The organism is Vibrio aquimaris, from assembly GCF_009363415.1.
Taxonomy (GTDB): Bacteria; Pseudomonadota; Gammaproteobacteria; order Enterobacterales; family Vibrionaceae; genus Vibrio; species Vibrio aquimaris.
This window is the reverse complement of the sequence record NZ_CP045351.1, coordinates 1,046,912-1,073,414: the sequence shown is the minus strand read 5'-3', so window position 1 is coordinate 1,073,414 and position 26,503 is coordinate 1,046,912. Positions and strand designations below refer to the sequence as shown.

Annotated in this window: 24 protein-coding genes and 2 pseudogenes; 3 read left to right on the top strand and 23 right to left on the bottom strand. The window is 42.1% G+C overall.

The genetic code is table 11. The annotated features are described in order from the left end of the window. Positions 1-707 precede the first annotated feature (707 nt). Positions 708-1,418 carry an SDR family NAD(P)-dependent oxidoreductase gene (locus FIV01_RS19230; RefSeq protein ID WP_152432561.1) on the top strand — a complete coding sequence of 237 codons (711 nt, stop codon included), beginning with the start codon at positions 708-710 and terminating at the stop codon, positions 1,416-1,418. Positions 1,419-1,468: 50 nt separating this feature from the next. Here FIV01_RS19230 and FIV01_RS19225 read toward each other — a convergent pair whose 3' ends face one another. After that, the gene (locus FIV01_RS19225) at positions 1,469-3,166 is read right to left on the bottom strand and encodes a S8 family peptidase (RefSeq protein WP_152432560.1); all 1,698 of its coding nucleotides are present in this window, start codon (positions 3,164-3,166) and stop codon (positions 1,469-1,471) included. Positions 3,167-3,540: 374 nt separating this feature from the next. Here FIV01_RS19225 and FIV01_RS19220 point away from each other — a divergent pair, with 374 nt between their 5' ends. Next, on the top strand, positions 3,541-4,020 hold the full coding sequence (locus FIV01_RS19220) for a PaaI family thioesterase (protein ID WP_152432559.1): 480 nt from the start codon (positions 3,541-3,543) through the stop codon (positions 4,018-4,020). Between the two features lie 83 nt (positions 4,021-4,103). On the opposite strand, the gene ompW is transcribed toward FIV01_RS19220, so the two are convergent. The 16 genes and pseudogenes from ompW to FIV01_RS20970 form a co-directional block, all read right to left on the bottom strand. Continuing rightward, positions 4,104-4,751 carry an outer membrane protein OmpW gene (gene ompW / locus FIV01_RS19215; RefSeq protein ID WP_152432558.1) on the bottom strand — a complete coding sequence of 216 codons (648 nt, stop codon included), beginning with the start codon at positions 4,749-4,751 and terminating at the stop codon, positions 4,104-4,106. A 151-nt stretch (positions 4,752-4,902) separates the two neighbouring features. Next, a complete protein-coding gene (locus FIV01_RS19210; RefSeq protein ID WP_152432557.1) occupies positions 4,903-6,531 on the bottom strand; it encodes a methyl-accepting chemotaxis protein in 1,629 nt (542 codons plus the stop codon). A gap of 290 nt (positions 6,532-6,821) precedes the next feature. After that, positions 6,822-8,132 (bottom strand): peptidoglycan DD-endopeptidase ShyA, encoded by a 1,311-nt coding sequence (gene shyA, locus FIV01_RS19205; protein WP_484600473.1) that lies wholly within the window; start codon positions 8,130-8,132, stop codon positions 6,822-6,824. 145 nt (positions 8,133-8,277) lie between these two features. Beyond that, positions 8,278-8,592: an isoamylase early set domain-containing protein gene (locus FIV01_RS19200; RefSeq protein ID WP_152432555.1), complete on the bottom strand. Its 315-nt coding sequence runs from the start codon at positions 8,590-8,592 to the stop codon at positions 8,278-8,280. A gap of 282 nt (positions 8,593-8,874) precedes the next feature. Further along, complete coding sequence (locus FIV01_RS19195) at positions 8,875-9,975, bottom strand: NAD(P)/FAD-dependent oxidoreductase (RefSeq protein WP_152432554.1); 1,101 nt, start codon at positions 9,973-9,975, stop codon at positions 8,875-8,877. Beyond that, a complete protein-coding gene (locus tag FIV01_RS19190; protein ID WP_152432553.1) occupies positions 9,954-10,403 on the bottom strand; it encodes an FAD-dependent oxidoreductase in 450 nt (149 codons plus the stop codon). Before FIV01_RS19190 ends, FIV01_RS19195 begins: the two co-directional genes overlap by 22 nt. After that, positions 10,396-10,719 (bottom strand): annotated as a pseudogene (locus tag FIV01_RS19185) ((2Fe-2S)-binding protein). The gene FIV01_RS19190 and the pseudogene FIV01_RS19185 overlap by 8 nt, the downstream one beginning before the upstream one ends. A 214-nt stretch (positions 10,720-10,933) precedes the next feature. Further along, positions 10,934-11,113: a DUF1289 domain-containing protein gene (locus FIV01_RS19180; protein ID WP_152432552.1), complete on the bottom strand. Its 180-nt coding sequence runs from the start codon at positions 11,111-11,113 to the stop codon at positions 10,934-10,936. Between the two features lie 36 nt (positions 11,114-11,149). Next, complete coding sequence (locus FIV01_RS19175) at positions 11,150-11,587, bottom strand: hypothetical protein (protein WP_152432551.1); 438 nt, start codon at positions 11,585-11,587, stop codon at positions 11,150-11,152. A gap of 20 nt (positions 11,588-11,607) precedes the next feature. Beyond that, positions 11,608-12,561, bottom strand: coding sequence for a FecCD family ABC transporter permease (locus FIV01_RS19170; protein WP_246210544.1), 954 nt, complete (start codon positions 12,559-12,561; stop codon positions 11,608-11,610). 60 nt (positions 12,562-12,621) lie between these two features. Continuing rightward, positions 12,622-13,596 (bottom strand): ABC transporter substrate-binding protein, encoded by a 975-nt coding sequence (locus FIV01_RS19165; RefSeq protein WP_152432550.1) that lies wholly within the window; start codon positions 13,594-13,596, stop codon positions 12,622-12,624. After that, complete coding sequence (locus tag FIV01_RS19160; protein ID WP_152432549.1) at positions 13,593-14,411, bottom strand: ABC transporter ATP-binding protein; 819 nt, start codon at positions 14,409-14,411, stop codon at positions 13,593-13,595. Before FIV01_RS19160 ends, FIV01_RS19165 begins: the two co-directional genes overlap by 4 nt. A gap of 140 nt (positions 14,412-14,551) precedes the next feature. Next, positions 14,552-14,869, bottom strand: a complete 318-nt coding sequence (locus FIV01_RS19155) for a DUF4144 family protein (RefSeq protein ID WP_152432548.1) — start codon at positions 14,867-14,869, stop codon at positions 14,552-14,554. Between the two features lie 58 nt (positions 14,870-14,927). After that, positions 14,928-15,143, bottom strand: a complete 216-nt coding sequence (locus FIV01_RS19150; protein ID WP_152432785.1) for a TIGR02450 family Trp-rich protein — start codon at positions 15,141-15,143, stop codon at positions 14,928-14,930. Positions 15,144-15,212: 69 nt separating this feature from the next. After that, positions 15,213-15,533 carry a CZB domain-containing protein gene (locus tag FIV01_RS20975; protein ID WP_246210543.1) on the bottom strand — a complete coding sequence of 107 codons (321 nt, stop codon included), beginning with the start codon at positions 15,531-15,533 and terminating at the stop codon, positions 15,213-15,215. A gap of 102 nt (positions 15,534-15,635) precedes the next feature. Further along, positions 15,636-16,304, bottom strand: a pseudogene (locus FIV01_RS20970) (methyl-accepting chemotaxis protein); the annotation flags it as partial. Between the two features lie 374 nt (positions 16,305-16,678). Here FIV01_RS20970 and FIV01_RS19140 point away from each other — a divergent pair. Then, positions 16,679-18,322, top strand: coding sequence for a protein adenylyltransferase SelO (locus FIV01_RS19140; protein ID WP_246210488.1), 1,644 nt, complete (start codon positions 16,679-16,681; stop codon positions 18,320-18,322). A gap of 72 nt (positions 18,323-18,394) precedes the next feature. On the opposite strand, the gene FIV01_RS19135 is transcribed toward FIV01_RS19140, so the two are convergent. From FIV01_RS19135 to FIV01_RS19110, 6 genes are all read right to left on the bottom strand, one after another. After that, positions 18,395-19,735, bottom strand: coding sequence for a TldD/PmbA family protein (locus tag FIV01_RS19135; protein WP_152432546.1), 1,341 nt, complete (start codon positions 19,733-19,735; stop codon positions 18,395-18,397). Beyond that, positions 19,735-21,120 carry a TldD/PmbA family protein gene (locus FIV01_RS19130; protein ID WP_152432545.1) on the bottom strand — a complete coding sequence of 462 codons (1,386 nt, stop codon included), beginning with the start codon at positions 21,118-21,120 and terminating at the stop codon, positions 19,735-19,737. The genes FIV01_RS19135 and FIV01_RS19130 overlap by 1 nt, the downstream gene beginning before the upstream one ends. A gap of 96 nt (positions 21,121-21,216) precedes the next feature. Further along, the gene (locus tag FIV01_RS19125; RefSeq protein ID WP_152432783.1) at positions 21,217-22,752 is read right to left on the bottom strand and encodes a BCCT family transporter; all 1,536 of its coding nucleotides are present in this window, start codon (positions 22,750-22,752) and stop codon (positions 21,217-21,219) included. Continuing rightward, entirely contained in the window at positions 22,739-23,641 is a 903-nt protein-coding gene (locus tag FIV01_RS19120) for a homocysteine S-methyltransferase family protein (protein ID WP_152432544.1), read from the bottom strand. Before FIV01_RS19120 ends, FIV01_RS19125 begins: the two co-directional genes overlap by 14 nt. A gap of 112 nt (positions 23,642-23,753) precedes the next feature. Next, entirely contained in the window at positions 23,754-25,472 is a 1,719-nt protein-coding gene (locus FIV01_RS19115; RefSeq protein WP_152432543.1) for an LVIVD repeat-containing protein, read from the bottom strand. A gap of 104 nt (positions 25,473-25,576) precedes the next feature. Continuing rightward, positions 25,577-26,464 (bottom strand): hypothetical protein, encoded by an 888-nt coding sequence (locus FIV01_RS19110; RefSeq protein ID WP_152432542.1) that lies wholly within the window; start codon positions 26,462-26,464, stop codon positions 25,577-25,579. Positions 26,465-26,503: the final 39 nt, after the last annotated feature.

The following is a 26,503-nucleotide window of genomic DNA, read 5'->3' as shown; positions in this document are numbered from 1 at the left end:
CAAGCAACTAAGTATCACAATAGAAATTCTCGGCTTTAATAAAGATTCTTCATTTACTAACTCATGCCATATGACCATAACCATCAGCATAAGAATTGAAGTGCTTAAAGAATTTTGATGCATATTATTTACTGTAATCATTTCTCCATGATCATTCTCACACAATTCTTCGCTCAATTGAAATTCGTATGACGAATGAAATTAAGAAAAAACTTCTTCCTTATTCACATAATGAATATTTATCCAAAAAAATCAACAAGTTTTGTACAGGCTAACTCCTTTGCCCGTAGTAAGTCAACTTATTGGATACCATAACAATTGCATATTTTAATCCATCATAAGTCAATTAAAACATTATAATTAAGACTTAATTACAAGGTATTAAAGAGTAATAATAATTAAACACAAGCATGTGAGTAATTTTAATATTAAATAAAGATTAATATTAAAATTAATTAACAAATATTATATTCTTTATATGAAATAAATATTATAATTTATCTATTCTATGTGTATTATAGGTGATCATTGTCATATAAATATCGTAAGTCAGATTATACATTGAGATATATCATATAATTTTCACAAGTTAGACTTAGTGAAAACGTGCAAATAAGGAAAAGAATAAACTAACTATTACTTTATGTAGAAATATTTAGTAGTCTATCCATAGATATTAAAGACATATGATCCAAAGAGTACAGACTATGACCAAAACAGCAGTCATCACAGGTGCTAGCCGTGGTATTGGGAACGCCATATCTCACTACCTTGCTGAGCAAGGCCATAATTTAGTGCTGCTCGCCCATAACACTGACAACCTGAAGAAACTCAGTTCTGAGCTCAGTATAAAGTTTCCCGTTCTCTCTATACGAACATTTAGCATAGATTTTTCTCAACCAGAAAAAGTAGACGCATCAATTCAAGCCATTTTAGCCAACCTGAATTCCATCGACATACTTGTCAGTAGTGCTGGTGTATTAGAAGCGGGTCACATTGATATTTCTACGTCTCAACTCATCAATCTAGTTAATGTTAATCTCACTTCGACCATGATTGTTTGTAATGCAGTGGCACAAAAAATGTGCAATCAAAAATATGGAGAAATATACAATCTTGGCTCAACAGCAGGTTTATCACCTGTATCGAAAATTGCGGCTTACTCAGCCACTAAGTCTGCAATAGTAAGCTATAGCCAATCTCTATATCAGGAACTTTTGCCCTATAATATAAAGGTATGTTGCTTGTGTCCGAGTGTCGTCGATACAGACATGACTAATGATGGGCGCATTGATAATGCGCTTAAAGTTGAAACAGAAGATATTACCAAAGCAATGGACTTTATTCGTCAGCTGTCTTCAGGAGCCGCAATGTCAGTTTTGCCTATACGGTGTAAAGTGATTGATTTGGAGAGATAGAGACAAAAAAGGGCTACTCAAAGTAGCCCTTTAAAATGGGATATGTAAAATTAGCGACTTTGAAGCTCATCAAAAATCGCTTCTGCGTCAACAACCCCCCCAGAGATAGACAAAGTGCTAAATGGCACTAAATCTTCAGGGGTTGTTGGGTTTTTAACTAAAAGTTCCGGATAAGTACGAGCCTTGCTCATCAATAGCTCTTTCAGCTCAACTGCAGATAAATCAGGGTAATGGGACCATACCATAGCAGCAACTCCTGAGACCACAGGCGTTGCCATACTAGTACCACTATATGTGGAATAAGTATTGTCAGGCGTTGATGAAAGCACTCGATGACCAGGAGCAAATACATCTACCGTTTCCTGACCATAGTTACTGAAGCTCGCTACAAGAGCGTCATCGGCATATTTTGCTGAAGCTCCGATATCCATCCAGGTTGAGATAGGTTTAGACCACTGGTGTTTTGCAAACCGATTTGGAAATCTTGGTTTGGCATCGTTGTCATTGCGGCTGTTACCGGCAGCATGAACAATTAGAACCCCTTTGCGTGCAGCATAGCGGAACGCGTGATCAACAACAAACTTACGCGGAGAGTAGCTCTTACCAAAGCTCATATTGATGATCTTTGCACCGTTATCGACCGCATAACGAACAGCATTAGCTATGTCTTTATCCCTTTCATCACCATTTGGCACCATACGAACTGCCATTATCTGAGCATGTTGGGCTATACCATCAATACCGGTTCCATTTCGACGTTCAGCAGCAATAATTCCAGCGACATGCGTACCATGCGAGCCTACTGGCCCTTTAACATCATTGTTGCCGTAGCCTTTTTCCCACACATTATCGATATCATCCAAAACAATATCTTTTCGTGTATCGAACTCTAAATTGTAGTGATAATCAAGCGCTGTCTGGTAGCGTGTTTTACGCGAGTCTAAATAGTCAAATGAATACCATGATTCAAAAACAGCCAACAAGCCTTTTGCCGCTTCTACCACTTCTGGGTTTGAATTCGTAAGTAGTATTTGCAAACCATCGACAGTGAAATCTTTATGTTCAACTAACTCGAGAATAGCGGCTTTAAAACCATTAGCCTCATCAGTGGCTTTAATCACTTTCTCAAGTAAATTTTGGTTATTAGATACAGAGCTTTGATAGTCCGCTTCTACACCCTTGTAATATTCGAGCGCCTTAGGTGGAATCCACTCTTGTTCTGCGACCATTTCAAGATACTTCTTGTATTCTCTTGTAACTTCCAAAGTATCTTGGTCAACGTTTACACCTAGAGAGTTACCCAAAAAGTTCCAGCCATGGATATCATCAATGTAACCATTACCATCATCATCGATACCATTACCTGGTATCTCATCTTTGTTTGTCCACAGCTTGTTTTTTAAATCCTCATGCTCAATATCAACACCAGAATCAAGTACCGCAACAATCACCGGTTGCGGTTGAAGTGGTGGAAGCATGGATTCATACACGTAGTCAGCACCCACACCCTGAAGGTTTGAGTAATTCGCTGACATATTGAACCAGTCGCCTCGTTGCTCTGAAGGCGGAATCATCATACTCATCGGTGAGAAAGCAGCAGGCTTTATCGATTTCTGAGAATGATCTTCAACAATATTTCCCTTCACATCTGTGACAAAAGGACTGGGTTCAACAGTGATACCCGCAGAGACCGACGCCGACGCCATGATAGCGATGGCAAGCGTAGAAAGTTTATATCCATTTTTCATTTTAATTACATCCTATTTAATTAAACGCTTAAAAAGCGAACAAAACGATAAGATGCAAAGCGCATAAAATCATTCATATCATCAATTAAATGATATTAAGATCTCACTATTATCGGCATTTATCTCTTAAAGTTTGAGATAAATTCTATTGATATATATGTTTTTACAATTACTGATAGAAATCCATAAAGAGACTATTCCATAATACTGTATAACATATGGATAAATATCCTTTGTTTCTAACTCTATGCAGTTCGAAATAATCGTAAAGCATCACATAATTGTATTATTAACTTGAAGAATGTATGGAACGTGCTTAACTAAGGTCGACTTAAATGATTGAATTTTATAATACTGAAATCTGAGGAGCAGGCATGGAGCTTAGACGATCGTTTCAAGAACAAATCCCAAATAACCATTGTTTTGGTTGTGGACCTCAGAATCACCAAGGATTGAAAATTCAAAGCTACTGGAATGGTGAAAATCAATCTGTATGTGATTTTACTCCATTACCACACCATAGTGCTGGACCTTTACATTTTCTCAATGGTGGCATCATTTCAACCATAATCGATTGCCACTGCGTGTGTACAGCGATTGCCAAAGGTTACTTGATGCGTGATAGAGAGATAGGACAAGGTGAGTTAGTATGGTTTGCAACTGGGAACCTAGAGGTCAAATTCGCAAAACCCGTTCCGATTGACAGCCACGTTCAATTAGTTGCTTCAATTTCGGAAGCGAAAGAGAGCAAAATTGTACTCTCCTGCGATTTACTTGCCGATGACACGCTGTGCTGCCTAAGTACCATTGTTGCTGTAAAAGTCCCAAACCAATGGTTTGAGCCTAAACAGTAATTCAAAGCAGAAGCCAGAACTTCAGAAGTTACTGGCTTTTTCTTTTAGTAAAAACTCTTATCTTGTATGAGCGTTAGCCATAGTTAAAATTTGTAGCCGCCGCCAATCATAAATACCCATGGATCTATCTCTACGTCAGTAGAGTATTCGGTTGCACCTGCTTTATACTTCGCTGTTGTATCAATATCAGCGTACCAAACCGAAGCGTTAAGAAACCACTCTTCGTTTATCATGTAGTCGACACCGACATTGGCTGCTAGTCCCCATGAATCATCAAGAGACAAATCACTTAAGCTCGCGTCTTTACCCCTGCCGTTTAACTCTTCATCAAAAAACACAGTGTAGTTTATACCAGCACCTATATAAGGACGGATCTCACTGTCTGCATTACCAAAATAGTATTCAAGCATAAAAGTGGGTGGTAAATGTTTGGTTTCGGCGATTTCACCAAGATTACCGTAATTAGTCGAAATTTTATGAGAAAATGGTGTCGCTGCAAGTACTTCAAAACTGATATTGTCGGTAAACATATACCCAAAAGTTAAACCAAGCTGAGTGTTGGAGTCCACGGAAAAATGGCTACCCGACGAGTTGAGTACATCACCACTGCTATCATTAGGTGAAACTGTAGCAATCCCCGCGCGAACGATAAAGTCTCCTTCTTGATGAGCCATGACATTACCAGATACGAGAGCTGTGAGAACAGCAAGACCACATAGTGCTTTTTTCATTATGATATCCCTTAAGGCTTCTTTTGTTGAACCAGAAATTCATACCTTTGGGGACAAGCTACCATAGATAAAATTAACCACTTTGATAAAAATCAAAAGACGCCGACTAAAGGCTTAGGCAGCGTCTTTTTTTAGAGCTTGAACGCCAGCTTTACTCAATCTTAAAGAAGGATAACTCATTATTTTGTTTGTCTGCTAATAGCGCTAAGTCTGACGAAGAACTCTTCGCTTGTTCAACAGCACCAACGTTCTCATTAACCAAATCAAACATGGTTACTGTGCTCTGAGATATCTCTTCAGTCACACTGTATTGTTCCTGAGAAGCGGTAGCAACAAGGGTATTGATACCTGAAATGGCTTCGACAGAATTTGCTATGTCATCAAACGACGACTTCACGTCATCAGATAAGTCCACAGACTCCTGTATCGAGGCTACGTTCGCGATCATATTGTTATTGGCTTTCTCCGATTGCTCTTGGAGCTTGGTAATAATCTCTTGAATATTCTGCGTAGACTCTTGTGTCTTACCCGCTAGCTGCCTAACTTCATCGGCCACCACAGCGAAACCGCGTCCCTGCTCACCAGCACGCGCAGCTTCGATCGCGGCGTTTAATGCCAGCAAATTGGTTTGCTCTGAAATAGAACTTATAACATTGGTCACTTCACCGATATTGACCGCGCTATTTTTCAGCTCCTCAATCATACTGGCTGTTTCTTGGACGGATTTGTTGATGTTTTGGGTCAACACAATTGATTTATCTAACGCTGTGTTACCATTCTTCACATTGCTAATCGCTTTCTTGGTTTCATCTTCAGCTTGTACCGCGTTAGATGACACCTCTTTTGAGGTGCTCGATAGCTCATTTATCGCCGTGGAGATACTCTCGACTCGATTAAGCACATCCTGAGTATTATCCGCTGTATTTTGCATCAGCTGAGTTAGGTGACTAGACGCGGAATTGGTATTATTCGACGATTCTGTTAGCTCTCTAATCAGCTGAGAAAGCTGATCAATTGACTGATTATAAGTCTGCTTGATTTTGAAAAACTCATTTTTTGATGGGACAAGCTGCAGAGGTTTCAACACCCCTTGGGCAAGCTGCTTTATCGCGTGTGACATTTCGTCGATATTTTTTGTTAACGAGTGGTTGATAAACATCAGGAACAAACCTGATACAAGGCAGGAGATTACCGACAATAAAATAACATTGAACACCGAAGAGGACAGAGAAGATTTAAGGGCCTTGTAACGAGTTTGCAAAAACGCTTCTTCCGCACCATCAATCTGCTGGAAAATAACTCGCATATCATCTACATACTTGCGACGACCTTGCTGAATAAAATCAAGTATCTCAGCATCACTGGCCGAACCTCTTAGCTGAATTCCCTTATCAATCTCAACGCTTCTCCATTCTTCATACAATCGTCTGATCTCATTCAAGCGCTTGGTTTGATCATCAGTAGGATTGTTTATGAAGATATCCGCTAAATACTTCATATCTTTCTCAATATTTTCAACACCTAGATTGTATGGCATGAGAGAACCTTGAGACTTCGTCAGCATATAACCGCGAAACCCAGTTTCGATATTGAGGATTTGTTCCAGCAAACTGTCTAGCTTGCCCTTTATTGTATAAGTCTTGGAAACCTGACTTTGGCTCAGCATTACATTCTGATTTGACTGACTGGCCAACATAGCAACAGACACAAACCCGATAATGACAACAATGAGAGCACTGTATATGAGTACTTTCGTCGGCAGTTTTTGCAACATTTTCATAAAACAAATCCTAATTGACGATTCAATCAATAATTCTAGTCGATAAATAGCTACCTGTAATACTGAGACTACAAAATGAACATCATTTATATCAAATTATGAACAATTTACGCTCACTATCAGACTATAAATAGCGGCACTACCTTTTAGTTTATTAAAGACAACAAAAAACGCACACATTGCTTGGCATTGTGTGCGCTTCTATTTAAACTACTGAAACAGTCATCCACTGATTGTTTCAGTTATTCTTACTCAATGGCAATCTTAGCGTAACAACTACATTTCGAGTGTTAACCTGCCGTCGGTTCAGATGCAGCATGGCCAGCAAGCTGAATTTCTTGCTGCCTCAACATAATGTCTAACTCATCACGGCGTGCTTTAAATGCTAACATTTCACTTTTCGGAACCGAGCTTGCCATAGGTATATTAGCCGTCATAGCATTAACAGCACGGCCTCGGTCAATCAACTCATAATGAATATGCGGACCGGTTACACGACCTGTAGAACCTGACAAACCAATCCGCTGACCGCGAGACACTTTTTGACCTTTGCTGACCAAAATTTTGCTTAAATGCAGGTAGCGAGTTTTATAACGGCTTCCATGTTGAATCACTACATAATTCCCCGCATAAGGGTGTTTGCGAGTCATGATAACTACGCCATCTCCCGTAGCTTGAATCGGCGTTCCAGTCGGAGTCGCCCAGTCAGTGCCATTGTGAGGGGCAATTCGACCCGTTACAGGGTGCTTTCTGGTTGGATTAAAGCCTGAACTAAGGCGATAGTTTCCACTAACAGGCATGCGCTGAAAAGCTCTTTGTAAACTGTTGCCATTTTTATCGTAATACTGGCCATCTGAGTGCAAATAGGCAGTAATTTCACGGCCACGGTTATAAATTTTTATCGCTTGCAGTTCTTTATTTCCTGTATCTATATCTCCAACATACTGCTTCGATAGAACAACTTCAAACACGTCTCCAGCACGGAGGTCTCTGGAAAAATTTAGTTTATCTTTCAACAAAGTAACGATTTGCTCATTTTCGCTACTGCCTAAGCCGACACGATGTAAGGACTGAGAAAAGCTGCCCGCAATTTCTCCTACTAATGCATGCTCTTTCCATACCCCTGGAATCTTCACTTCGTTAAATGCGTAGCTACCATCATCGAGTAATTTATAGACGGCTCTGTCAACAATACTGAATTCCAATTCCATTTTAGCAAGACGCTTTGTATCAGCATCGCGCCAAAACCTCAGAGTGTTACCGGGCCTCAAGGTATCTAATGCCAAGTAGTTTAGGTCCGTTTCCATGATTTTCATCAGTTCACTATAACCAAAGCCGAGCTGATCAAAAATAGCACTAAGGTTATCTCCTCTCTTTATGATGTACTCATAATCTGGTACGTCACGAACTATCTCTGCCTGATTATTTTGGTCACTTACAAGGCTCGATTCTTGTACAGAAAGGTGAATTGTACGCCTACTTTGACTGGTATTATTTGTTGCAGACATAACCAATGCAGCAACAATAGGAAGACTCAAAAGTATCATCTTTCTCGATTTAGAAAGCTCTCTAAAACGGGATCTCAAACTATTGGGTTGCACACTTTGACCTATACATGGTTAAAACAAAAGACTAAGATTACGTATTTATGGAAGGCTTGTCACCTTCTGATTGTCATTATTAAATCAAAAAGAGACGAGCCAACCTATGTTCCTAATACCTATTTTTGATAAAAATGTCATTTTGTCAATTTAATTCAAGGTTATGAAAAGTTGAAACTAAACCGTTATCGGACCCAAACCCATTAGATTGGTATTTATCTGCATTCGGGTCATTCACCCAAAGGTGGCCATCAATTAAGTAACGAAATTCAAAATGATTGTCCTTAGGTAACCGCGTTTTAAACTTATAGGAATTTGATTTATTGACTTTTTTCATCGCCATAGGCTGCCAACCTGAGAAGTCAGCCACAATCGAAACAGACTCACGCACTTGAGTAGTCGAGAGCTCGAAAGTCACTTCTACCTCATCTTTAGTCTTAAAAAAACGCTTATTAATCATGATCTACTCCATTATGGGGACTGTTGTTTCCTCGACAAACTCGAAAAGTATAGTGCCTGACACTTTCGCTGCTTGTCTCATTGCTTGACCAGATTCACGTTGTTTGAATGTTTGTGGATTAATAACGCCCATAATGATCAATAGCATAGGCTGTGTGTCACGCTGTTTGAGGTAATCAGAAAAAGACTGGATACGATAAAATTAACACTCTAAGTTTAACGTTTTCATTCGATTGGCGTAAGAGCCAGACTTAACTGACTCTTGAGCCAAAGCTGAGAATAGCTATAGAGCATGGTCTAGGTGATACTTGCCCACCATTTCTCCCTTTTTGTTGAGAAAACGCTGGTACGAGAATGCCGATATGTCGACACACGTTGGCCGCTCTCTGACAAGTTCATTCAAAATTTTCCCTGTAATTGCTGAAGTCAACATACCGGTGCGAAAGTGTCCGCAAGCATTAAAATACCCTTCAGTACCCAGTACAGAGCCAATAATTGGTAGTTCATCGGGTGAGCCGGGCCTAAGCCCTGCCCAGCAACGCTTGATGTTCATGTCTTTGAGAGCAGGTATCGACTTCATAGCGCCCAACCCAAGTTGCTTGATGTATTTTATATCATTGGTTGTATCAAAACCCCGCTCCTCGGTTGTCGAACCAATCAATATCTCACCATTGTTTTTTTGAGCAATATAACAATCGCTGGTAGTCAAACAACCATTAAGCAATTTGGGAAGTTTTTCAGTGATGATAACTTGGCCTTTGACAGGAAAAACCGGCAGATCGTAACCGGTTGCCCAGCGGCTGATATTCTCAGCCCAAGCTCCAGCGGCGTTAATCATGACTTTGCAGGGCAATTTTCCGTGCTCCGTTTCAACCGCTGTTATACAACTTTGATGCTTTTCAATTCCTGTAACTTTGGTGTTTAGATAAAGTTCAACGCCATTTTGTCTTGCAGCTTCAAGATACGCTTCATTAAGGCGGTAAGGATTTATTTGATGGTCGCAATCAAACTCCATCGCGCCAATTGCCTGTGTAGATACATTAGGCTCTTCTGAGTGCAGCTCACTTTGACTCAACCATCGAACATGCTGATGTCTATCTGGAACTGCGGCGGCTATTTGTTCAGCATACATACGATCATACTGGTCAAACATAAGAAACTTAAGCCCGGTTTGCTCAAACTTAAAGTCAACACCATGATTCTCTATCAGCTCGTTATATAATTTGGGATACATAGTATTTGACATCATTGCCATATCAAAAAATGATTTAGGCAGGATATGAGGCTGCATTTTAGGCGCGATATCAGATCCCGATTCTTGCATCTGTTTAGATAAGGTTTTGAATAAAATCACCCCGCAACCTAGCCCAGTTGCTTCGCCCATTGCCCATAAACCACTAGCTGACGCTCGTGAAGCATTACCCCGGGTAGTTGCCACCCAGGAAAAGGAATACTGCGTTCTTGACAACCTGTAGCCAACAACAAATAGTCATAATCAACCTGTGATAACTTACCATCGTGGCTAACGAGTAAGGTTCTATCAGCTAAAGGCCCCAAGACTTTCGTTTGAGTTTTAAGGTCAATATATGAAGCGTTACTACGATAATCCTCCTGCAATTTATCCATAGCTTTTTTGAGCTTAGTGTCTAAGTGGGGCAAATCATGGGTTTTTCGCAAAGGACCACGATAGATTACACCACCTACTTTTGGCGCTTCATCAATCACAGTGGTGTGCACACCAAATTTTGCAAGTTCAGTGGCCGCTGATATTCCAGCAGGTCCAGCTCCAACAATAACGACTTTCTTACCCATGGTTCTTCCCCTTCTCTAATACCTGATTGCGGTTGGTTTCTATCTCCATATCAGGTTTCACTAGAGTTTGGCAGGCTCGTTGCTTAAAACGGCCATTAACATGCAATAGGCAACAATGGCACACGCCCATTCCACAATAGGGGCCAGAGCTAGTGCCATAATCGTTAGTCATAAACTAACGTATATTTGATGCAAGTAAAGCACTGAGGACACTTTCGCCTTCAACGGCTGGGATAGGTTTCCCATCCACCCGAATGGTGAATGGCTTATCGAGCACTTCGGTAATGTCTTGATGTCGTTTCGTAGTCGGTTTCATCAATGTCTCCAAAGCAAAAGGCAACAAAGCTTGTACTATAATACCCATGCAAAATGTAAGTTAAATACTCAAATACCATTGAGTTTTGATTAGCAAAATTTCATTACAAATCGAATGGTTATTTGTTGTGTGAAAAATCAACATAGGGAGAAATAAAGGCGTGAGAAAGGTGGGATAGCAGGTGCAGACGATGGGGAAATCTCTGCACTCCAATCTAATTTTGCTTTATTTGTGCCATTCTCCTATCGAGTTCCTTGCATAAAATATTCAAAGCATAGGGTTTGAGTGTTTTCCATTTTTGACATTCATCTCTGGTGCGACCGCAACCGATACACCATCCTTTAGGTCCAGAAAACTCACAAATATCAATACATGGACTTTTATTCTTTTTCATCATTACACCTATGTTTATATGTTCATCACTCTGAGGCTACACATTTGAGAGTACCTGATCGATACTCGCTTCTAGTGTGCGCAGTCGGTTAAACTCCTCAAAGATACGTTGTTCCAAATTTTTAAAATTAAGTGGTAAAGTGCGCTGACAGATTCCATAACTGCTTGTCAAAACTTTATATCCTTTCCAACTGACAATACGCTCTTGTTCAAACTCTAGAAATTGACGGATAAATTCAGACTGAGATGGGCAGTCTTCCTCTGCGTGCATACAAACAGGAAAAGATTTCTGCTTAATTTGTGGTCCTTCAATAAAAGTTTCAAAATGAATACCACCTTGGTTGTGGTTACACCAATTCTCTTTGTAGAGCTGGAGGTAGCTTCCACGATTATAGATCTCCCAACCATGATCAAACCAACTGGCTTGTTCCAGCATTTTCTCTAAGTTTCTAAATACGCCTTTTACATCTTTCATAATATTCATCCATAACACATTTATGATTTTTGGTACCCCACACGGTAAAGTACGAACAAACCACCTAAAGCCGCGGTAACTATACCAACAGGTAATTCTTGTGGTGCGAGAACAGTTCTACTGATCAAATCACCAAAAAGTAAAATGACCGCCCCCCATAGCGCGATCAAAGGAATGGACTGCTTATGTGTCACACTTGAAAACGGGCGCACAAGATGAGGAACCATAAGCCCGATAAAGCCAATCACACCAGTCAGTGACACAATTGAAGCAGTGCAAAGTGCGCAACAGAAAAAAATTTCGCTCTTAAGACGATGTACGTTAATACCTAAAGAACGAGTGGTTTGTTCACTGACCAACAAGGTATCAAGTTGTCGACAACGTTTAAAAACTAATACCAAGATCACAAGTACACCACAAGCTGCAAAGCCGATATTCTCCCAACGGGCAAGGCCTAATCCCCCCATAGTCCAAAATAGAATCGAGCTGGCTGCACGTTGGTCACCTGAATAAATTAAAAAGCTCGTCAAAGCGCCAAATAAGAAAGAGATGGCCAAACCGCACAATATGAGGTCATTTCCCCCTTTCCTCTTTTGTATCGTAAAAAGAGAAATAACAGCAGCAGCCGATACTATCCCACCTGTGAAAGCAGCAATCGGCAGTGACCATATACCCAATGCATCGCCAAACTGAGTAAGGATTAAGACGGCGCCAACTGATGCACCTGACGACAACCCAAACAAGAAAGGATCAGCTAAGTCATTTTGAGTCGATGTTTGGAGTAAACCACCAACCATAGCTAGACCAGCTCCAGCGATAACTGCGAGTATCGCTCTTGGCAATCGAATGTCGACCAAAATACGACTGGTAATACTCAGTTCATCTCGGCTAAGCTCAGCCAACGCCGATGCTAAGTCTGAGAATGATAACGTTACTGAGCCAAACTTAATGCTGAGCATAAAAGCGGTCACCAGTGCAAAAACTCCAACAAGCCATGCGAGTAGATATTTAACCACGACTAAAACCAAACAGACTTAGAAATATTTAGGACGGATAGCTTCTGCAATTTTTTCAATAGCTTCAATATTGGCAGGGCCAGGGGTAAGCTGCTCATATCTCAGTCGAACATAGCGAGCTGACTTAACCGCGTTGGTATACTTCATTAATGGATGAGCTTCCAAAAAACGTTGCAGTGAATCGGCTCCATTCGCACCTTGATAATCAAGTAATATGATCACATCTGGATTCATTTGAGCAACACTTTCCCATGACGTTGTCGCCCAGCCAGCAGACATCTTACTTGTCACGTTGATACCACCAGCAGCTTCAATAAGAGCATTTGGCATAGCATATTTGCCAGCCGTAAAAGGTTTATCCTGTCCGGAATCATATAAGAATACTTTTACGGGAGAATCGCTTTTCAACGGGTTACTCTCACTGACTTTCTCAATACGTGCTTTCCAGGACGCAATCAAATGATCGGCTTTGTCTTGTGCATCAAATATGACACCTAGTTTTTTAACATCATCATACAAAAGGTCCATGCTCGCAGCTTGCTGAGAACTTATCGTATGGCTACAGCTTTCACTAAGAATCAGTGTATCTATCTTGTATGGCTTGAGCGTTTCTGGAGTAACATCGCCGCCAACTTTCATCCCATAATTCCATCCGGCAAAAAAGAAATCCGCTTTTGAAGCGATAAGGGTTTCAAGTGATGGGTATTTGGGAGCAAGCTCTGGAATCTTTCCTAACCGCTGTTTAAAAGAAGGTGACATTTTATACCAGCCAGTGATGCCTGTGACACCAACTATATCCTTTTGCAGACCAAGGGAGAACGCCATTTCTGACATATTGATATCGTGGATGACAGCGCGTGAGGGGCGCTGTTCAATGATCAATGGGTTTCCGCAATTATCGATTGTGACAGGGTAAACGGTGCTTTTCGCAAACGCGACAGACAATGGCAGAAAAAGTAGCAAAGAGAGGGCAAAACCGAAAAGCCGCTTCATAGCTGAGCTCCTATTGAGGGTGAACAATGGTTAGATGACGCGGCTTCAAAATGATGAATGGTGCAATCGATGTTGGGGTGCTTAAATGGAATCACACGTAAACCAAAAACAGGCGTCATAAACTCATCTTGTAATAAGATATCTGGCGCCCCATATGCCGACATTTTTTGCTCTGACATAAGTAGCACTTTGTCAGCAAAAGGAGTGACCAAAGGCAAATCATGCAACACCGCAACTGACGCGACGTTTTTTTTCTTTATAAGCGCTAACAATTCAAGGCGGGCCAATGGATCAAGATGATTAGTAGGCTCATCAAGAAGTAGAATTCTAGGTTCTTGAGCGAAAGCACGAGCAATGCTGGCTTTTTGCTGCTCTCCTCCGGACAGCTGTCCAAAATACATTTGACTTTTATGAGCGAGGCCAACATCTTCTATGGCTTGTGTTATGGCCCTATCATGCTCTTTATTCGTGCAACAAAAGCGATGTGGTAACCGCCCCAAACCCACGTACTCAGTCACTCTCATTCGTGGATCAACATGTTCATGCTGAGCAACCAAAGCAATACGTTTGGCCATATCTTGCCGATGCAAGCACTCAATACGCTGACCTGAGACTTCAATAGAGCCAGAAACACTTCGATATTCTTGCATAATAGCTTTAAGCAGACTTGACTTTCCGCTACCATTCGGACCAATAATAGCCACACATTCACCTGAATAAACATCGAAGGTAACATCTGAAACAGCTCGCCAGTGATCAGGACCGTCAACGCAAAGATGCTTGATTGATAGAATGGGTGAATTCAGGTTTTCCATTACATCACAACTTCAACCACTTTGGATATGTTATAACATAACACAAATTAGTTAAGTGATTCTATTATTAGTTACAAATAAAGCCAAACCATCCTATCGAAGTGTGGGCGTAAGGTGAGACCAGCATTGGCAACTTCTCGCTACAACACCACTATAGAGTTGATAGCCTCAGCAATCGAAGTGAACTGGATTTTCGTCAGACACACTTCGGCGTGAGCAAACTGGTGCTCCTGAATAAGCTCAGTAACACAGTCAAGTGAGAGCATTCGATCCCGTGATTCAAGCGTATAGCCAGGTCGGCAGGATTTGACTTGATAGGTTTGACCAAGGCCGTCAATCAGACAATCGGACGAGCTAAAAATCAGACCGTCGAGTTCGCTGGATAAAGCTTGTTCGCTGGCGAGAAAAATCAGCTCAGAGTCTCCTTCAAGTTTAAGTATACAGGGCCATTGCACCATAATAATGTCTTGCTTGCTGTTGTTAGAGATTGAATCTATTACTTAACGGCTATCAAGACTACTTCCACCCATATTGCCACTGGCTTGCGTCTTTTAAATCATGCCAATCGATAAGATAGTCATTTTTTGAAAGAATGGCTTGCAGGGTGCAAGAAACAACCCTTCCTTCCACATCATATTCGGCGTCAGTCACTAAAAAGTGCTTTTCTCGTTTTAAAGGGGAAACAGCTGTCCATTTACTATTCGCAAGCTTAGCGGGGTTAATTTTATTCATTGTATAGTTATCAATATTTAATTCGACCAGCTGTTTATACTTTTTGAGTGTGACCATAGATCAAAACACTTACCTTTTACTCTCATTAATATCATCAATCAACCGTTCTAATAGAGCGACAACTTCTTCACTCGCCGCTTCCATAGTGTTTAGATGTTTGAACATAGCTTGTGTATCACCTGCTTTTCCTGACTCAAGTGCTAATCTGCCTGACTCATGAACTTGCTTATGGGGAGCGTCAAGTGACTTGAAATTATTCAGATGGCTATACAACTGCTTTCCCTTACCTTCAAAATACCACTTTCCAAGACGGCATTCAGTATGCTTGTTAACTTGAGTATTAAAATCTTCATTTACAACGTGTTTGTATACCGCATTTTTCCACACCATATGGTCCATTTTTACAGTATCCAAAAATGCTCTCGAAGCCTTATCATAAATAACTCGCTTCATATTTTCTGAGCTTTCAAGAACGTCATTGAGCGATGAACGTATTGCATCAGAAGATATTACGACTTGTTCTACACTCCGAGCATCATTCTGAATTGATTGCTTAATTTCAGAAGACTGTGCCAAAATAGCTTTTACCAGTGCTTCAATTTCTTCACTTGATTTGTTTGCCTTTTCCGCTAGGGTTCTTACTTCATCAGCAACAACTGCAAACCCACGTCCTGCTTCTCCTGCCCTCGCTGCCTCAATGGCGGCATTTAGTGCTAAAAGGTTCGTTTGTTCGGATATTTCTTGGATTGCTCCTACAAGGTGACTAATATTAGAAGCTGTATCAGAGAGTGTTTCTGCAGATGTCATACTATTTGATGACTGTTCTCGAATATGAAGGGCACTCTCAGACAATTTGGCCAATGCTCTTTCTGCTTCAGTAAATGTATCACCAATGTCTTCCAATACCCTTGTTTCGTGCTCAAGTTCAGTTGCAGAATCTGCCAAACCGTTTCTTATTCTATCTATTAGAGTATTGCTCCCAACTATTAGGGGCAGTACTTGAGACGATAAACCTCTTTGTTGCTGTGATGTGCTTTTCTCTTCCAAATCAGCTTTTAATGCCTGAATATCTTCCAAAGACGCTTGATATTTCAACTCAAGTTCGTCGATTTTATCTTGAAGTTCTTGATTTTTTTGCTTTAGTTTTGATGTCCAAATCATAGTGTTTAAATCCGTGGCTTTAAAAATAAAAGAAAGTGTTGTCGCATAACCGAAGCGATAAATGACCAATGTACACAATTAATGATAGTTAAGTAATTAGCGTATGCAGTAAAACCAGAGTATCTTTATCTGATTATGGCATTCCCTACAATTTCATTCAGATGTACAGCAAATCTTAAGGTGCTGACAGAATAGAAAAAGAAGGTCGCCAATCACACAACCTGCACCAATTTTGATATCAATCATTGATGCGTTTTTTTTTAAAGAACGTATTATGACTCATCAATAAGACTATTGACTGGAGCATAAAAGTTGTGACTAAACCAAATGGCACTGAAGCACCGCATTTCATAAAAAATATGGAGGACTTTGCTATGAACGCAGACTACTCTTTGCTCAACACTCTACACTCAGATCCAGATGCAACAAGCAGTGGTGAGGATCATCTGCCAAGACAAGTGCTCTCTGGGCACTATGTTCCAGTCAAACCTTCTCCAATTGCTGATCCTGTTTACATCAGTCACAGTGAGACGTTTTTTAAAGAATTAGGCCTCTGTGGCAAACTAGCAAGATCAGAAGAGTTCCAACGCCTTTTTTCCGGCGACATGAACCATGTGCCAGAGGAGATGAAAAATATAGGCTGGGCAACGGGTTATGCACTCTCAATCTTTGGTACCGAATACATACAACAGTGCCCATTTGGAACCGGTAATGGTTACGGTGACGGGCGAGCCATTTCAGTATTTGAAGGTGTGCTGAATAATAAACGCTGGGAAATGCAACTGAAAGGCGGTGGTCCAACGCCTTATTGCCGAGGAGCCGATGGCAGAGCGGTGCTTCGCTCAAGCGTGCGAGAATATCTTGCTCAAGAATACATGCATGCTTTAGGGATCCCCTCATCTCGATCACTATGCCTTTTTGTATCTCAATCAGAGACTGTCGACAGGCCATGGTATAGTGAAGGTACTCGCTCAGAGAACCCCGACATCATGGTGTCTAACCCCGTTGCGATTACCACACGAGTCGCACCTTCTTTCTTACGAGTCGGTCAGCTTGAGCTCTTTAGTCGTCGTGCTCGCAGCCTTACTGATGCTGATGCCATGAAAGAACTCGAGATGATAGTGCTGCATATCATAGAGCGAGAATATCGAGACGAGATTGAGCACTCACTGCCACTCACACAGAAAGTCGTTATTCTTGCCGATAAATTTCGAGAGAGATTAACCTCTCTTGTCACTAATTGGATTCGTGTCGGCTACTGCCAAGGTAACTTCAACAGTGACAACTGCGCTGCAGGAGGCTTCACGCTAGATTACGGACCATTCGGTTTTTGTGAATACTTTGAGCCTTATTTCCAACCATGGACAGGCGGTGGAAACCATTTCGCCTTTCTAAATCAGCCCTTGGCTGCAGAAAAAAATTTTGAAACCTTCTGCGCCGCACTCAAGCCACTGTTGCACTCTTCACCAGAGCATAAAGAACAATTGGAGGATATTTGTCAAGGCTTTTCGCCTATGATACAGAGTAAAGTCAGTCAGATGTGGGCAGACAAACTTGGCTGGGAAACATTCGACAATGCTCTTTTCAATCAACTTATTACTCTGATGATGAAAACCCATGTCGACTACACCATCTTGTTCCGCGAGCTTTGTCATATTCCAGATGACCTGTCAGGTATTGAGACGAGCTTCTACGCCAAGCCAAGTGAAGAAATCCTTAATGATTGGCAGCAATGGTTGTCTTCATGGCGAAACAAGGTTCTTTCCACTTCAAGTCCTGAATCTGCGTCGAATCAGATGAAAAAAGTGAATCCCAAGTATACATGGCGAGAATGGCTGGTTGTGCCTGCCTATCAGCAAGCAGAGCAAGGGGATTATTCACTTATTCATGAGTTAGAAGAAGTACTTCAAGATCCTTATGGTGAACAATCATCACAAGTAGAGGAAAAATACTATCGTTTAAGACCGCTAGAGTTTTTTGCCTCTGGCGGCGTTTCTCACTACAGTTGCTCATCTTAAAACTTGGTATAGTTTTCCAATTTATAGGCAAACAAAAGAGGACTCAACGAGTCCTCTCTTAGACTTTTGGGTTTATTTACCGCCGATACTTAATCGAGCAAATCGAATGTCTGGTGCAAAGAAGGTATGACTGTCATTGACTATTTGTGTGTCCCCTACAGCATCCACTTCAGCTAACATCTTGTAGAAATTACCAGCCACGGTTATTCCGCGCACCGGTTGAATACGCAGCCCATCACGACACAAAAAACCACTAGCACCAAACGAAAAATCGCCACTGACAACATCAGCGCCAGAATGAACACCTTGCAGCTCTACAAGTTCAAGATATTCACCAGACTGGACTTCAGCAAGGCTACTACTACCAAGTGCAATCACTTTGTGGTTAGCCGAAACATCCAAGCTAGATTTTGCCCCTCGCGCAGCGCTTGCTGTCGATTTAACCCCCGAATAACTTGCGCTATGGCTATTATGCAGTAAGGTTTTCAGCTCTCCATTTGCAATCAAGATGTTGTCTTGGGTAGCAAAACCTTCACTATCAAAGCCCGAAATCGCCATACCGCTCGGCATATAGGCCACATCTGACAGAGAAATCAGTTCGCTGGCAACCTTATGTCCAACTTTGTCGGCAAGCGGCGTCACTCCTTTCATTGCACTCACACCAGAAAAAGCACTACCAAAAACGCCAAATAAACTGCTGAGGGCATTAATAGTGAACACAACAGAGTAATTTCCGGTTGCCACTGGAGCACCATCCAGTAGCTCTTGAGCTAGATGATAACCTTCGTCAACACATAAGTTCGGATTTAAATCAGTGAAACGTCGACCGACCGACATTTTACCCGCCATGGCTTGTTTACCATTTTGCTCAAGTAAGGCGTACACATAACAGCTAAACGAGCGTTCAAAGTGCTGACACAAGCTGCCTTTAGTATTCGCTACAATAAGCTCGACTTCACCATCGCTATAGCCATTGTAAGGTGAACTGACGCCTTCCGACTTATCGACAAGGTTTTGCTCTAACCCAAGGGCTAGTTCAATTTTCTCATCGACTGATGCTGTGTCTTGCTGTGCCAGCTCAGCTACGTCAGTTTCAATCTGACTATCGATACAAGCGATAGTTTGATGCTCATCTTGCTTGGCAAATCGTGCGCTTTCTAACGCATTAGCCAACATCGAATCTAAACTGGATGGCTCCAATGACTCGGAATAACTGGTCGCTACACGTGCTTGTTTGATAACGCGGACACCCATAACTTGACTTGAGCTTACCTTATATTCATCAAGCTGGCCTTGGTTCGCTTTTAGAGAAAAACTGCTGTTGCGACTGACAATCACATCCGCTTCAACGCCATGTTGTTTGGCTTTAGATAACACGTAATCCACGGATTTTAAAAGTTGTTCTTGGCTCATCAGTTGCCACCTCCAACCAAAATATTGTCTACTTTAAGCGAAGGCTGACCAACTGTGGTAGGAACAGAGCCACTGACCGAACCGCACATTCCCGGTGCCAAAGCCATATCTTGGCCAACCATACTGATTTCTTTAAGCACTTTCGGTCCCGTACTGATTAGGGTCGCCGTTTTGAGTGGTTTGGTCACTTTGCCATTTTCAATCAAGTAAGCTTCTCTCACCGCAAAGTTGAACTCTCCAGTACCGGGTTGAACTGAGCCTCCTCCCATTTTTTTGGCGTAAATACCTCGCTCTATACCAGCAAACATATCATCAAGAGAATGACTGCCCGCTTCGATAAAGGTATTTCTCATCCGTGAAGCTGGGGCAAACTTGTAGTTTTGACGACGACCAGAACCCGTTGGTTGATAACCTGTTTTTAGACTTCCCATTTTATCAACCATAAAACTGGTCAATCGACCATCTTTAATTAGTTGAGTACGCTGCGTCGGCATGCCTTCGTCATCAATATGAATTGATCCCCATTCGTTGGTCATAGTGCCATCGTCTACCGCGCTTACCGTAGAGTGTGCAATCATCTCACCCATTTTGTCATGAAATACAGAAGCTTTCTTAGCAACGGCTGTCGTTTCAAGCAAGTGACCACAGGCCTCATGGAAAATCACACCACCGAAACCATTACCGATCACGACTGGCATTTCACCTGACGGGCACGCATCTGCACCTAATTTCACCAAAGCTTGCCTTGCAATAGTTTGCCCAAGATCTTTCGCATCCAAGTGCTGACTTAACTCCCAACCTGACAGAGCGCCGGGACCTTCAGAGCCAGATGTTTGCTCGCAACCTTTTTGCGCAACAGTATTACCTGCAACGCGAATATAATGACGAGTATCATCCACTTGTAATCCATCGGAATTGAAGATAGCGACTTTCTGCTCACGTTGAAGGACGCTGCCGATAAACTGACTAATACATTCACTTTCTTCACGCGCTGCTCGATCTGCATCCAGCAAAAAGGCAATTTTCGCATCGAGATTTGCATCTTGGCTAAGAGGCATTGTGCAGCCGTGTTGAACTGAGTAAGGGTTTAAATTCAACTCTCCTGCTGAGGCAATTTGCTCACGTTTATCTTTGGCTGCAAGCAAAGACGTAACGCGTTTTAATTCAGTTTCATCCGTACTATTGGTGTAGCCATACAGGACTTTTGGGCCATAAAAAAGCCGGATACCGATACCAAAATCGATACCCGAATTAACTTTATCTACCTCACTTGAAGCAATTTGAACCGTATTCGTCTGGTGATGTTCAACGAATAGTTCGGCAAAATCAGCACCTAAGAATAGGGCATGATCAATGACGGCTTTGGCTGTGACAGAGTTAAGCATGAAATCTCCTAGGCGACTGCACTGATACATTTCATCTTAACAAGAACCGCCCGTCACTGCCTCTACTCTTGGTCTGCTTTTTGATATTTCTTACCGCTAGGCGATCAACTTTTTAGATACTAATGGCTGCGTGAGAGGCTCCCTTAGCTCGCTTTTACCCTTAAGCTCCATCATGATTTGTTTTATCAAAATGCCATAAATAAACATCATAGGAAGCCCAGCGACCACACAAAGCGATTTTATGGTATTGATGCCTCCTCCGGTTAGAAACACGCTAAAGCTAATCAAGGCAATGGCTGCTGCCCAAAGAAGCTTAACCTTAATATCTGGGTCTCCATTTAAGGACAACTGGTTAGTCGTCAGCATAGAGGTAGCAACACTCGCACTCGACATCGTCGTCAGCATTAAAAAGAATTGGATAATCAAAAACAGAGCAAGAACCAAGTTCTTAGCGGGTAGTGTTTGAATTAAAGATACTACAGCAAAAGTAAGTCCGCCTTCACTCATCCAATCTTGGATTGGATACCCCCCCAATAACTGAGCCCAAACCGCATAACCACCAAAAATAGAGATAAAGAACGCACAACCCAAAGAGCCCATCGAAATGGAATAAAGAATAACTTCGCGTATCGTACGACCTCGGGATATACGGGTAATGAATAAACCCATCATGATCAGATAAGCGTAATACCAGAACCAATAATACTGGGTCCAAGCTTGCGGAAAACCACTTTGCTGCACCGGATCTGTCCAAAGTGACATGCGGAAAAAACTATCAAGCATGACCCCAACAGAGTCGGTGAAGTTATTCAAAATAAATTGTACATTGGACGAGAACAGAACAAAGAGAGCGAAAATAATCGCCGATATCACAGTATAGTCAGATACCTTATTGATTCCTTTGTTAAAGCCCACCAAGGTGACAGCAAAAAGAACCAGCACGAACAGCAATATGATACTGCCTTGCAAAACGAGGTTATTCTCGACGCCTAATAACTGAGCAGTGCCCGCGCTAAGAAGAGTAACCGTCAATGCCAATGAGCTAGCGAAAGCCGATAAGGTGCCAAAAATCGCCAGCAAGTCGATACATTTCGCAATGAATTTATTGCGACCTAGTACTGGCTCACACAAGGTAGAAAGCTTCAAAGTTCGTTGCTTTTTGACGTAAAAGGCATAAGCAAACGGAATCGCAGGGAAACAATAAATCGCCCAGCCAGTGATCCCCCAGTGAAAAATAGAATAAGTAACAGACCAGGCTGCGGCGCTGTAACTATTAGCTTCTGCGAAAAGAGGAGGCGATTGCAGATAATACATGGGTTCGCCAATTCCCCAATAAATTAAAGAGGCCCCAACACCTGCAGTAAAGATCATTCCTCCATAAGAGAAATTGGAGTATTCAGGCTTATCGTCACCCAAACGAATATTTCCGTATTTTGAAAACGCCAACCACAGCAAAAAACCAACCAGCGCAAGGCTGCTCAGTTGTACCAACCAGCCAAACCAATCAGTAACAAAAGTCATCGCATTACCCGCTAAGCCTTGAGCTTGCTCTGGGTAAAGCGATGAAACCAACAATATAAATAAAACCGTTACAATCGCAGGGATAGCCAGTCCTAAGTTAAGATTTTTCAAGGCTATCTCTCCAGTTCGATAATGCTTGGATGTGGCTTGGCTCGATACCACAACAACCCCCAATGACACTCGTGCCCAGTTGATACCATTTTTGCGCATATTCAAGGTATTCCGAAGGTGAGAAGTGTCTCATCTCTTGTAAAGATTCGTTGGCTTGATGATCAGATTTAATCGGCGCAAAGCTGTTGGCATACACGCCAATAATAAGCGCCTTACCGGTTTGCTCTGTTACTTGATTCACTTCTTGGATCGCATGTTCGATCACTTCAGGTATTGAGCAGTTAAAGAAGATACCTGCCACATTTTTCTCCAGCAGCTCGGAAACTGCGTCAGAAACTGGCTCTCCAGAACGAAGGCATGGTGACTGGCCAGTCTCATCTTGCAGGGTAAAAGAGATATATACTGGCTTATCAGTATCAGACAAAACCTGCGTAATCACCCTCATTTCGCCAAGGCTTGCAACCGTTTCTGCCAACCAGACATCCACATATTGCTGCTGAGCATCGACTAAATGGGATGTGATTTCCTGTGCTCTTTGCGCATCAAATAAGTCTGGACGATAAGACCCAAAAGCCGGAGGGATCGAACCAGCAACTAGCACTTCTTTATCTGTCTCTTGTTCCACTTCTCGGGCAAGCTGCGCGGCTTGCTGAGCCAACGCATATCCTTTTTCCGCATAAAGAGTTTCACCTAAATGGAAAGGTACACAAGCATAACTATTGACGGTTATGATTTGTGCGCCTGCATCGATAAAGCCGTGATGAGCTTGTTTGACATGCTTTGGTGATTCGATCAGTGCTTGCGCACTCCACAAAGGCTGAGAAAAGGGCGCGCCAATGCGTTGTAACTCGCGCCCCATTCCACCATCTAATATTGTAAGCCCAACCATTTAGACATCCATACGTCTTAACATCCAAGTAGTCATTAAACCACAATAGCAAGCAAGTTAAAGTTAGTATTCTTCATACTCAACATGAAGAATTTTCATGTTGAGTATGCCGTTATTCTCCTTTAATAGGCCATGATTTCTTCGGTGCTTGGAAGCTAGGCTCTCCTAGCACTGGGCTCGACAAGACATAGAAACCATGGTTAGTGAAAAGCCAAAATAAGTTTCGGTCGTACTCAACATAGACAGAATGAGATAAGTTACCCATGGCATAGTCAACCACTTTGTCTGGTGAAAAAGGTGGAACAAAATAAGCTACGACAGACGGTTCATTTGGCTTGGAAACATCAAACACTTGTAGACCAGCATTGTAGAAGTTGTAGGGCAGCAAACCTGATTTGGACGTGCCTGGCTGATGGTAGGCTCCTGTTCGTTTGGGACCAAAGCTACCTCGGCGCTGACAATAGTCTTTAAAGTCTGCCTGTTTTGGCGGCATAGGACGAGGCAAGACTCCTTTTACTGCCGGGCTACTGAGCTCTGACACATCGATGATATAAACGTCCTTATAGGGTTCATAACAGTCTTCATTGAGTGGATAGCCGCTGTAGTAAACTAGACCCGTCTCTTGGACTTGAGACACATCAATAAAATCCCCCTCTGTGCCTGCTACGCTCGGTGGAAAGTTCAGATGTCCTACAACCTTCATCTGACTAGGATCACGGATATCGACCACATAAAAACCTAATCCACCCATCGCTGCATAGGCATAGTCCGCATCTTTATCACTCAAAAATAATGACATACGAGCGCCCATCCAAGACGTGCGATTACCTGCTCTCGGATTATCTTGATACACCTTTTCATGCTCAGCGTCACCGACAATTTGGCCCGGAACCGACAGCATATCAAGCAAACGAGGGTTGCGAGGGTCCGACATATCCCACGCCTGATAGCCCGCGCTATAAAGATCGTTGGCATATTCAGTTAGGGCATATCGTTTATCTGGGGCAGCAGCAAGATACATAACGCCGTCACCATAATACACTGGGATATCGCGTACACCGGAGCCTTGCTGTTGACCAACTGGCGCATCTGGGTGAAGAATATCTGTGGTGCGCTCAGCAAGCAAAGTCCAATCTTCTGGCATGGGCCCTTTCATGCTGTAAACTTTAAAGCCTTTTAAGTGCTGACTTTGCCGAATGGCTTTAACTTGCTCTGGACTACGATATTTATCCTTAAGTAAGCCAAAGCGCCTAACTTCATAGGCTTGCACCATCACATAACTTTGCTCAGACTCACTCCATTGAATCGAGGCTGCACCCATCATTTCTCCGTCTTTGAAAGGTGATTGCGGCTCTCCAGGGCCAGACTTTCCCCAAGTATGACCTTTAGTTAATAGCAAGCGCACATCTTTTGGATTAGTCACATCAAAGATTTTTAAGTCACCTCTGACGTACTGATATAAGTAGCGCTTGCCATCAAAATCCACCATATTTTGCCAAGTATGAAAAGGCTCAACCGTAATCGGATAATAGGCTTCAACCGTCATATTATGCTGATAGCTTTGTGTATCCCAATAGTCCAACTGGCCTTCAAACGGCTGTGCCTGATGCGAGCTTGGCGCTTCCTTTGGGTGATAAAAACGCCCATCCGGACCAAACCCATAATCAGATGGACTGGGAGCTTTAGGCTCCTTATTGGGAGATAAAGCCACTTGCCTTTTTACCATCTCATCATCAATCACATATGGCGTGTCAGCACTCGCTGCACACGCCATATTACTGGCGATTAATGAAACCAAAACAAGTGAACGTATCGGAATCGAATCAAACATAAACAGCCTTATTATCAATCAAGTAGACGAAAACAAGACTATATCCTAGCCAGAATTCAGAAAACTGAACCTTGTTTGCTTTATCTCAATAGGATACCAGGAGTTTAGTCAGTAGCATTGGTGAGAGAGACTGCCCTACTTTTCCTTGATTGAAAGTACCCAGCAGCAACACTGACCGCCACGCCAATAAACACCCACTCGAGGGTAAATTGACTGATACTCAGCAAACGGTCCATCAAATCATCGATCGTTGAAATCCACATATAAAATACAAATTTTGCGCCGCTTTTAGTCAGTATTAATAGAGCAGCGATGGTTTTTAGCAGAACGTATAAGTTTCTAGTACCATTTTGACCAATCAAGTAACACACAAAATAGGCGGCAATCATAGGTTCAATAAAGGTCACCGATGCGATAATGTCGACTATCTTAGGATATGGGAATGACAGCACACCCGAATCGGATGGCGGAGTAAGATACTGAGCCAGTGGGTCCACCATTTCTTGTAAAAATGGGGTTAGCCAGAGATGTACCCCAACGCTATAAAAAGTGACTACTATTGCTGTGACAAGGAGATTATAACGCCTTGTTAAGTATCGATGAAAGCTAATAACGCCAAGCGTTGTCGCAAAGGTGACTAAAAGTTCGGGAAGATAACTTAAAACCCAGACAAATAGATACTTCTGGTCCACCGTATAGCCAGCAGTAAGTGGTAAACGGATAAAAAGCTCTTGGATTGCAGCCATAGTGACAAAAGCGATGCCAAATTGTTGAGCAAAGCTGATTGATGACTTCCAACGCACCAATTGCAAACTCAGCCATAATACCCCTAAGCTTTGAATAACAAACATAACGGTATTTATCCATTGTGTCGGTTTCCATTGAGGGTACAACACCCCCAAATGCATCATTTGTATATGGATATTCACAGCAATAATACCCATGACAAACAAATACAGCCCAAGCCATAGTCTTGATGGTTTAGTGGACATAGATTTCTCCTCAGTCACTGGCGGCGAATAACAGCGCCT

Excerpts from the sequence above, each read along its gene's own strand:
- FIV01_RS19230 (WP_152432561.1), top strand. The coding sequence starts at position 708 with ATGACCAAAACAGCAGTCATCACAGGTGCTAGCCGTGGTATTGGGAAC.
- FIV01_RS19225 (WP_152432560.1), bottom strand. The coding sequence starts at position 3,166 with ATGAAAAATGGATATAAACTTTCTACGCTTGCCATCGCTATCATGGCG.
- FIV01_RS19220 (WP_152432559.1), top strand. The coding sequence starts at position 3,541 with ATGGAGCTTAGACGATCGTTTCAAGAACAAATCCCAAATAACCATTGT.
- ompW (WP_152432558.1), bottom strand. The coding sequence starts at position 4,751 with ATGAAAAAAGCACTATGTGGTCTTGCTGTTCTCACAGCTCTCGTATCT.
- FIV01_RS19210 (WP_152432557.1), bottom strand. The coding sequence starts at position 6,531 with ATGAAAATGTTGCAAAAACTGCCGACGAAAGTACTCATATACAGTGCT.
- FIV01_RS19200 (WP_152432555.1), bottom strand. The coding sequence starts at position 8,592 with ATGATTAATAAGCGTTTTTTTAAGACTAAAGATGAGGTAGAAGTGACT.
- FIV01_RS19195 (WP_152432554.1), bottom strand. The coding sequence starts at position 9,975 with ATGGGCGAAGCAACTGGGCTAGGTTGCGGGGTGATTTTATTCAAAACC.
- FIV01_RS19190 (WP_152432553.1), bottom strand. The coding sequence starts at position 10,403 with ATGGGTAAGAAAGTCGTTATTGTTGGAGCTGGACCTGCTGGAATATCA.
- FIV01_RS19180 (WP_152432552.1), bottom strand. The coding sequence starts at position 11,113 with ATGAAAAAGAATAAAAGTCCATGTATTGATATTTGTGAGTTTTCTGGA.
- FIV01_RS19175 (WP_152432551.1), bottom strand. The coding sequence starts at position 11,587 with ATGAAAGATGTAAAAGGCGTATTTAGAAACTTAGAGAAAATGCTGGAA.
- FIV01_RS19165 (WP_152432550.1), bottom strand. The coding sequence starts at position 13,596 with ATGAAGCGGCTTTTCGGTTTTGCCCTCTCTTTGCTACTTTTTCTGCCA.
- FIV01_RS19160 (WP_152432549.1), bottom strand. The coding sequence starts at position 14,411 with ATGGAAAACCTGAATTCACCCATTCTATCAATCAAGCATCTTTGCGTT.
- FIV01_RS19155 (WP_152432548.1), bottom strand. The coding sequence starts at position 14,869 with ATGGTGCAATGGCCCTGTATACTTAAACTTGAAGGAGACTCTGAGCTG.
- FIV01_RS19150 (WP_152432785.1), bottom strand. The coding sequence starts at position 15,143 with ATGAATAAAATTAACCCCGCTAAGCTTGCGAATAGTAAATGGACAGCT.
- FIV01_RS20975 (WP_246210543.1), bottom strand. The coding sequence starts at position 15,533 with ATGGTGTGGAAAAATGCGGTATACAAACACGTTGTAAATGAAGATTTT.
- FIV01_RS19140 (WP_246210488.1), top strand. The coding sequence starts at position 16,679 with ATGAACGCAGACTACTCTTTGCTCAACACTCTACACTCAGATCCAGAT.
- FIV01_RS19135 (WP_152432546.1), bottom strand. The coding sequence starts at position 19,735 with ATGAGCCAAGAACAACTTTTAAAATCCGTGGATTACGTGTTATCTAAA.
- FIV01_RS19130 (WP_152432545.1), bottom strand. The coding sequence starts at position 21,120 with ATGCTTAACTCTGTCACAGCCAAAGCCGTCATTGATCATGCCCTATTC.
- FIV01_RS19120 (WP_152432544.1), bottom strand. The coding sequence starts at position 23,641 with ATGGTTGGGCTTACAATATTAGATGGTGGAATGGGGCGCGAGTTACAA.
- FIV01_RS19115 (WP_152432543.1), bottom strand. The coding sequence starts at position 25,472 with ATGTTTGATTCGATTCCGATACGTTCACTTGTTTTGGTTTCATTAATC.
- FIV01_RS19110 (WP_152432542.1), bottom strand. The coding sequence starts at position 26,464 with ATGTCCACTAAACCATCAAGACTATGGCTTGGGCTGTATTTGTTTGTC.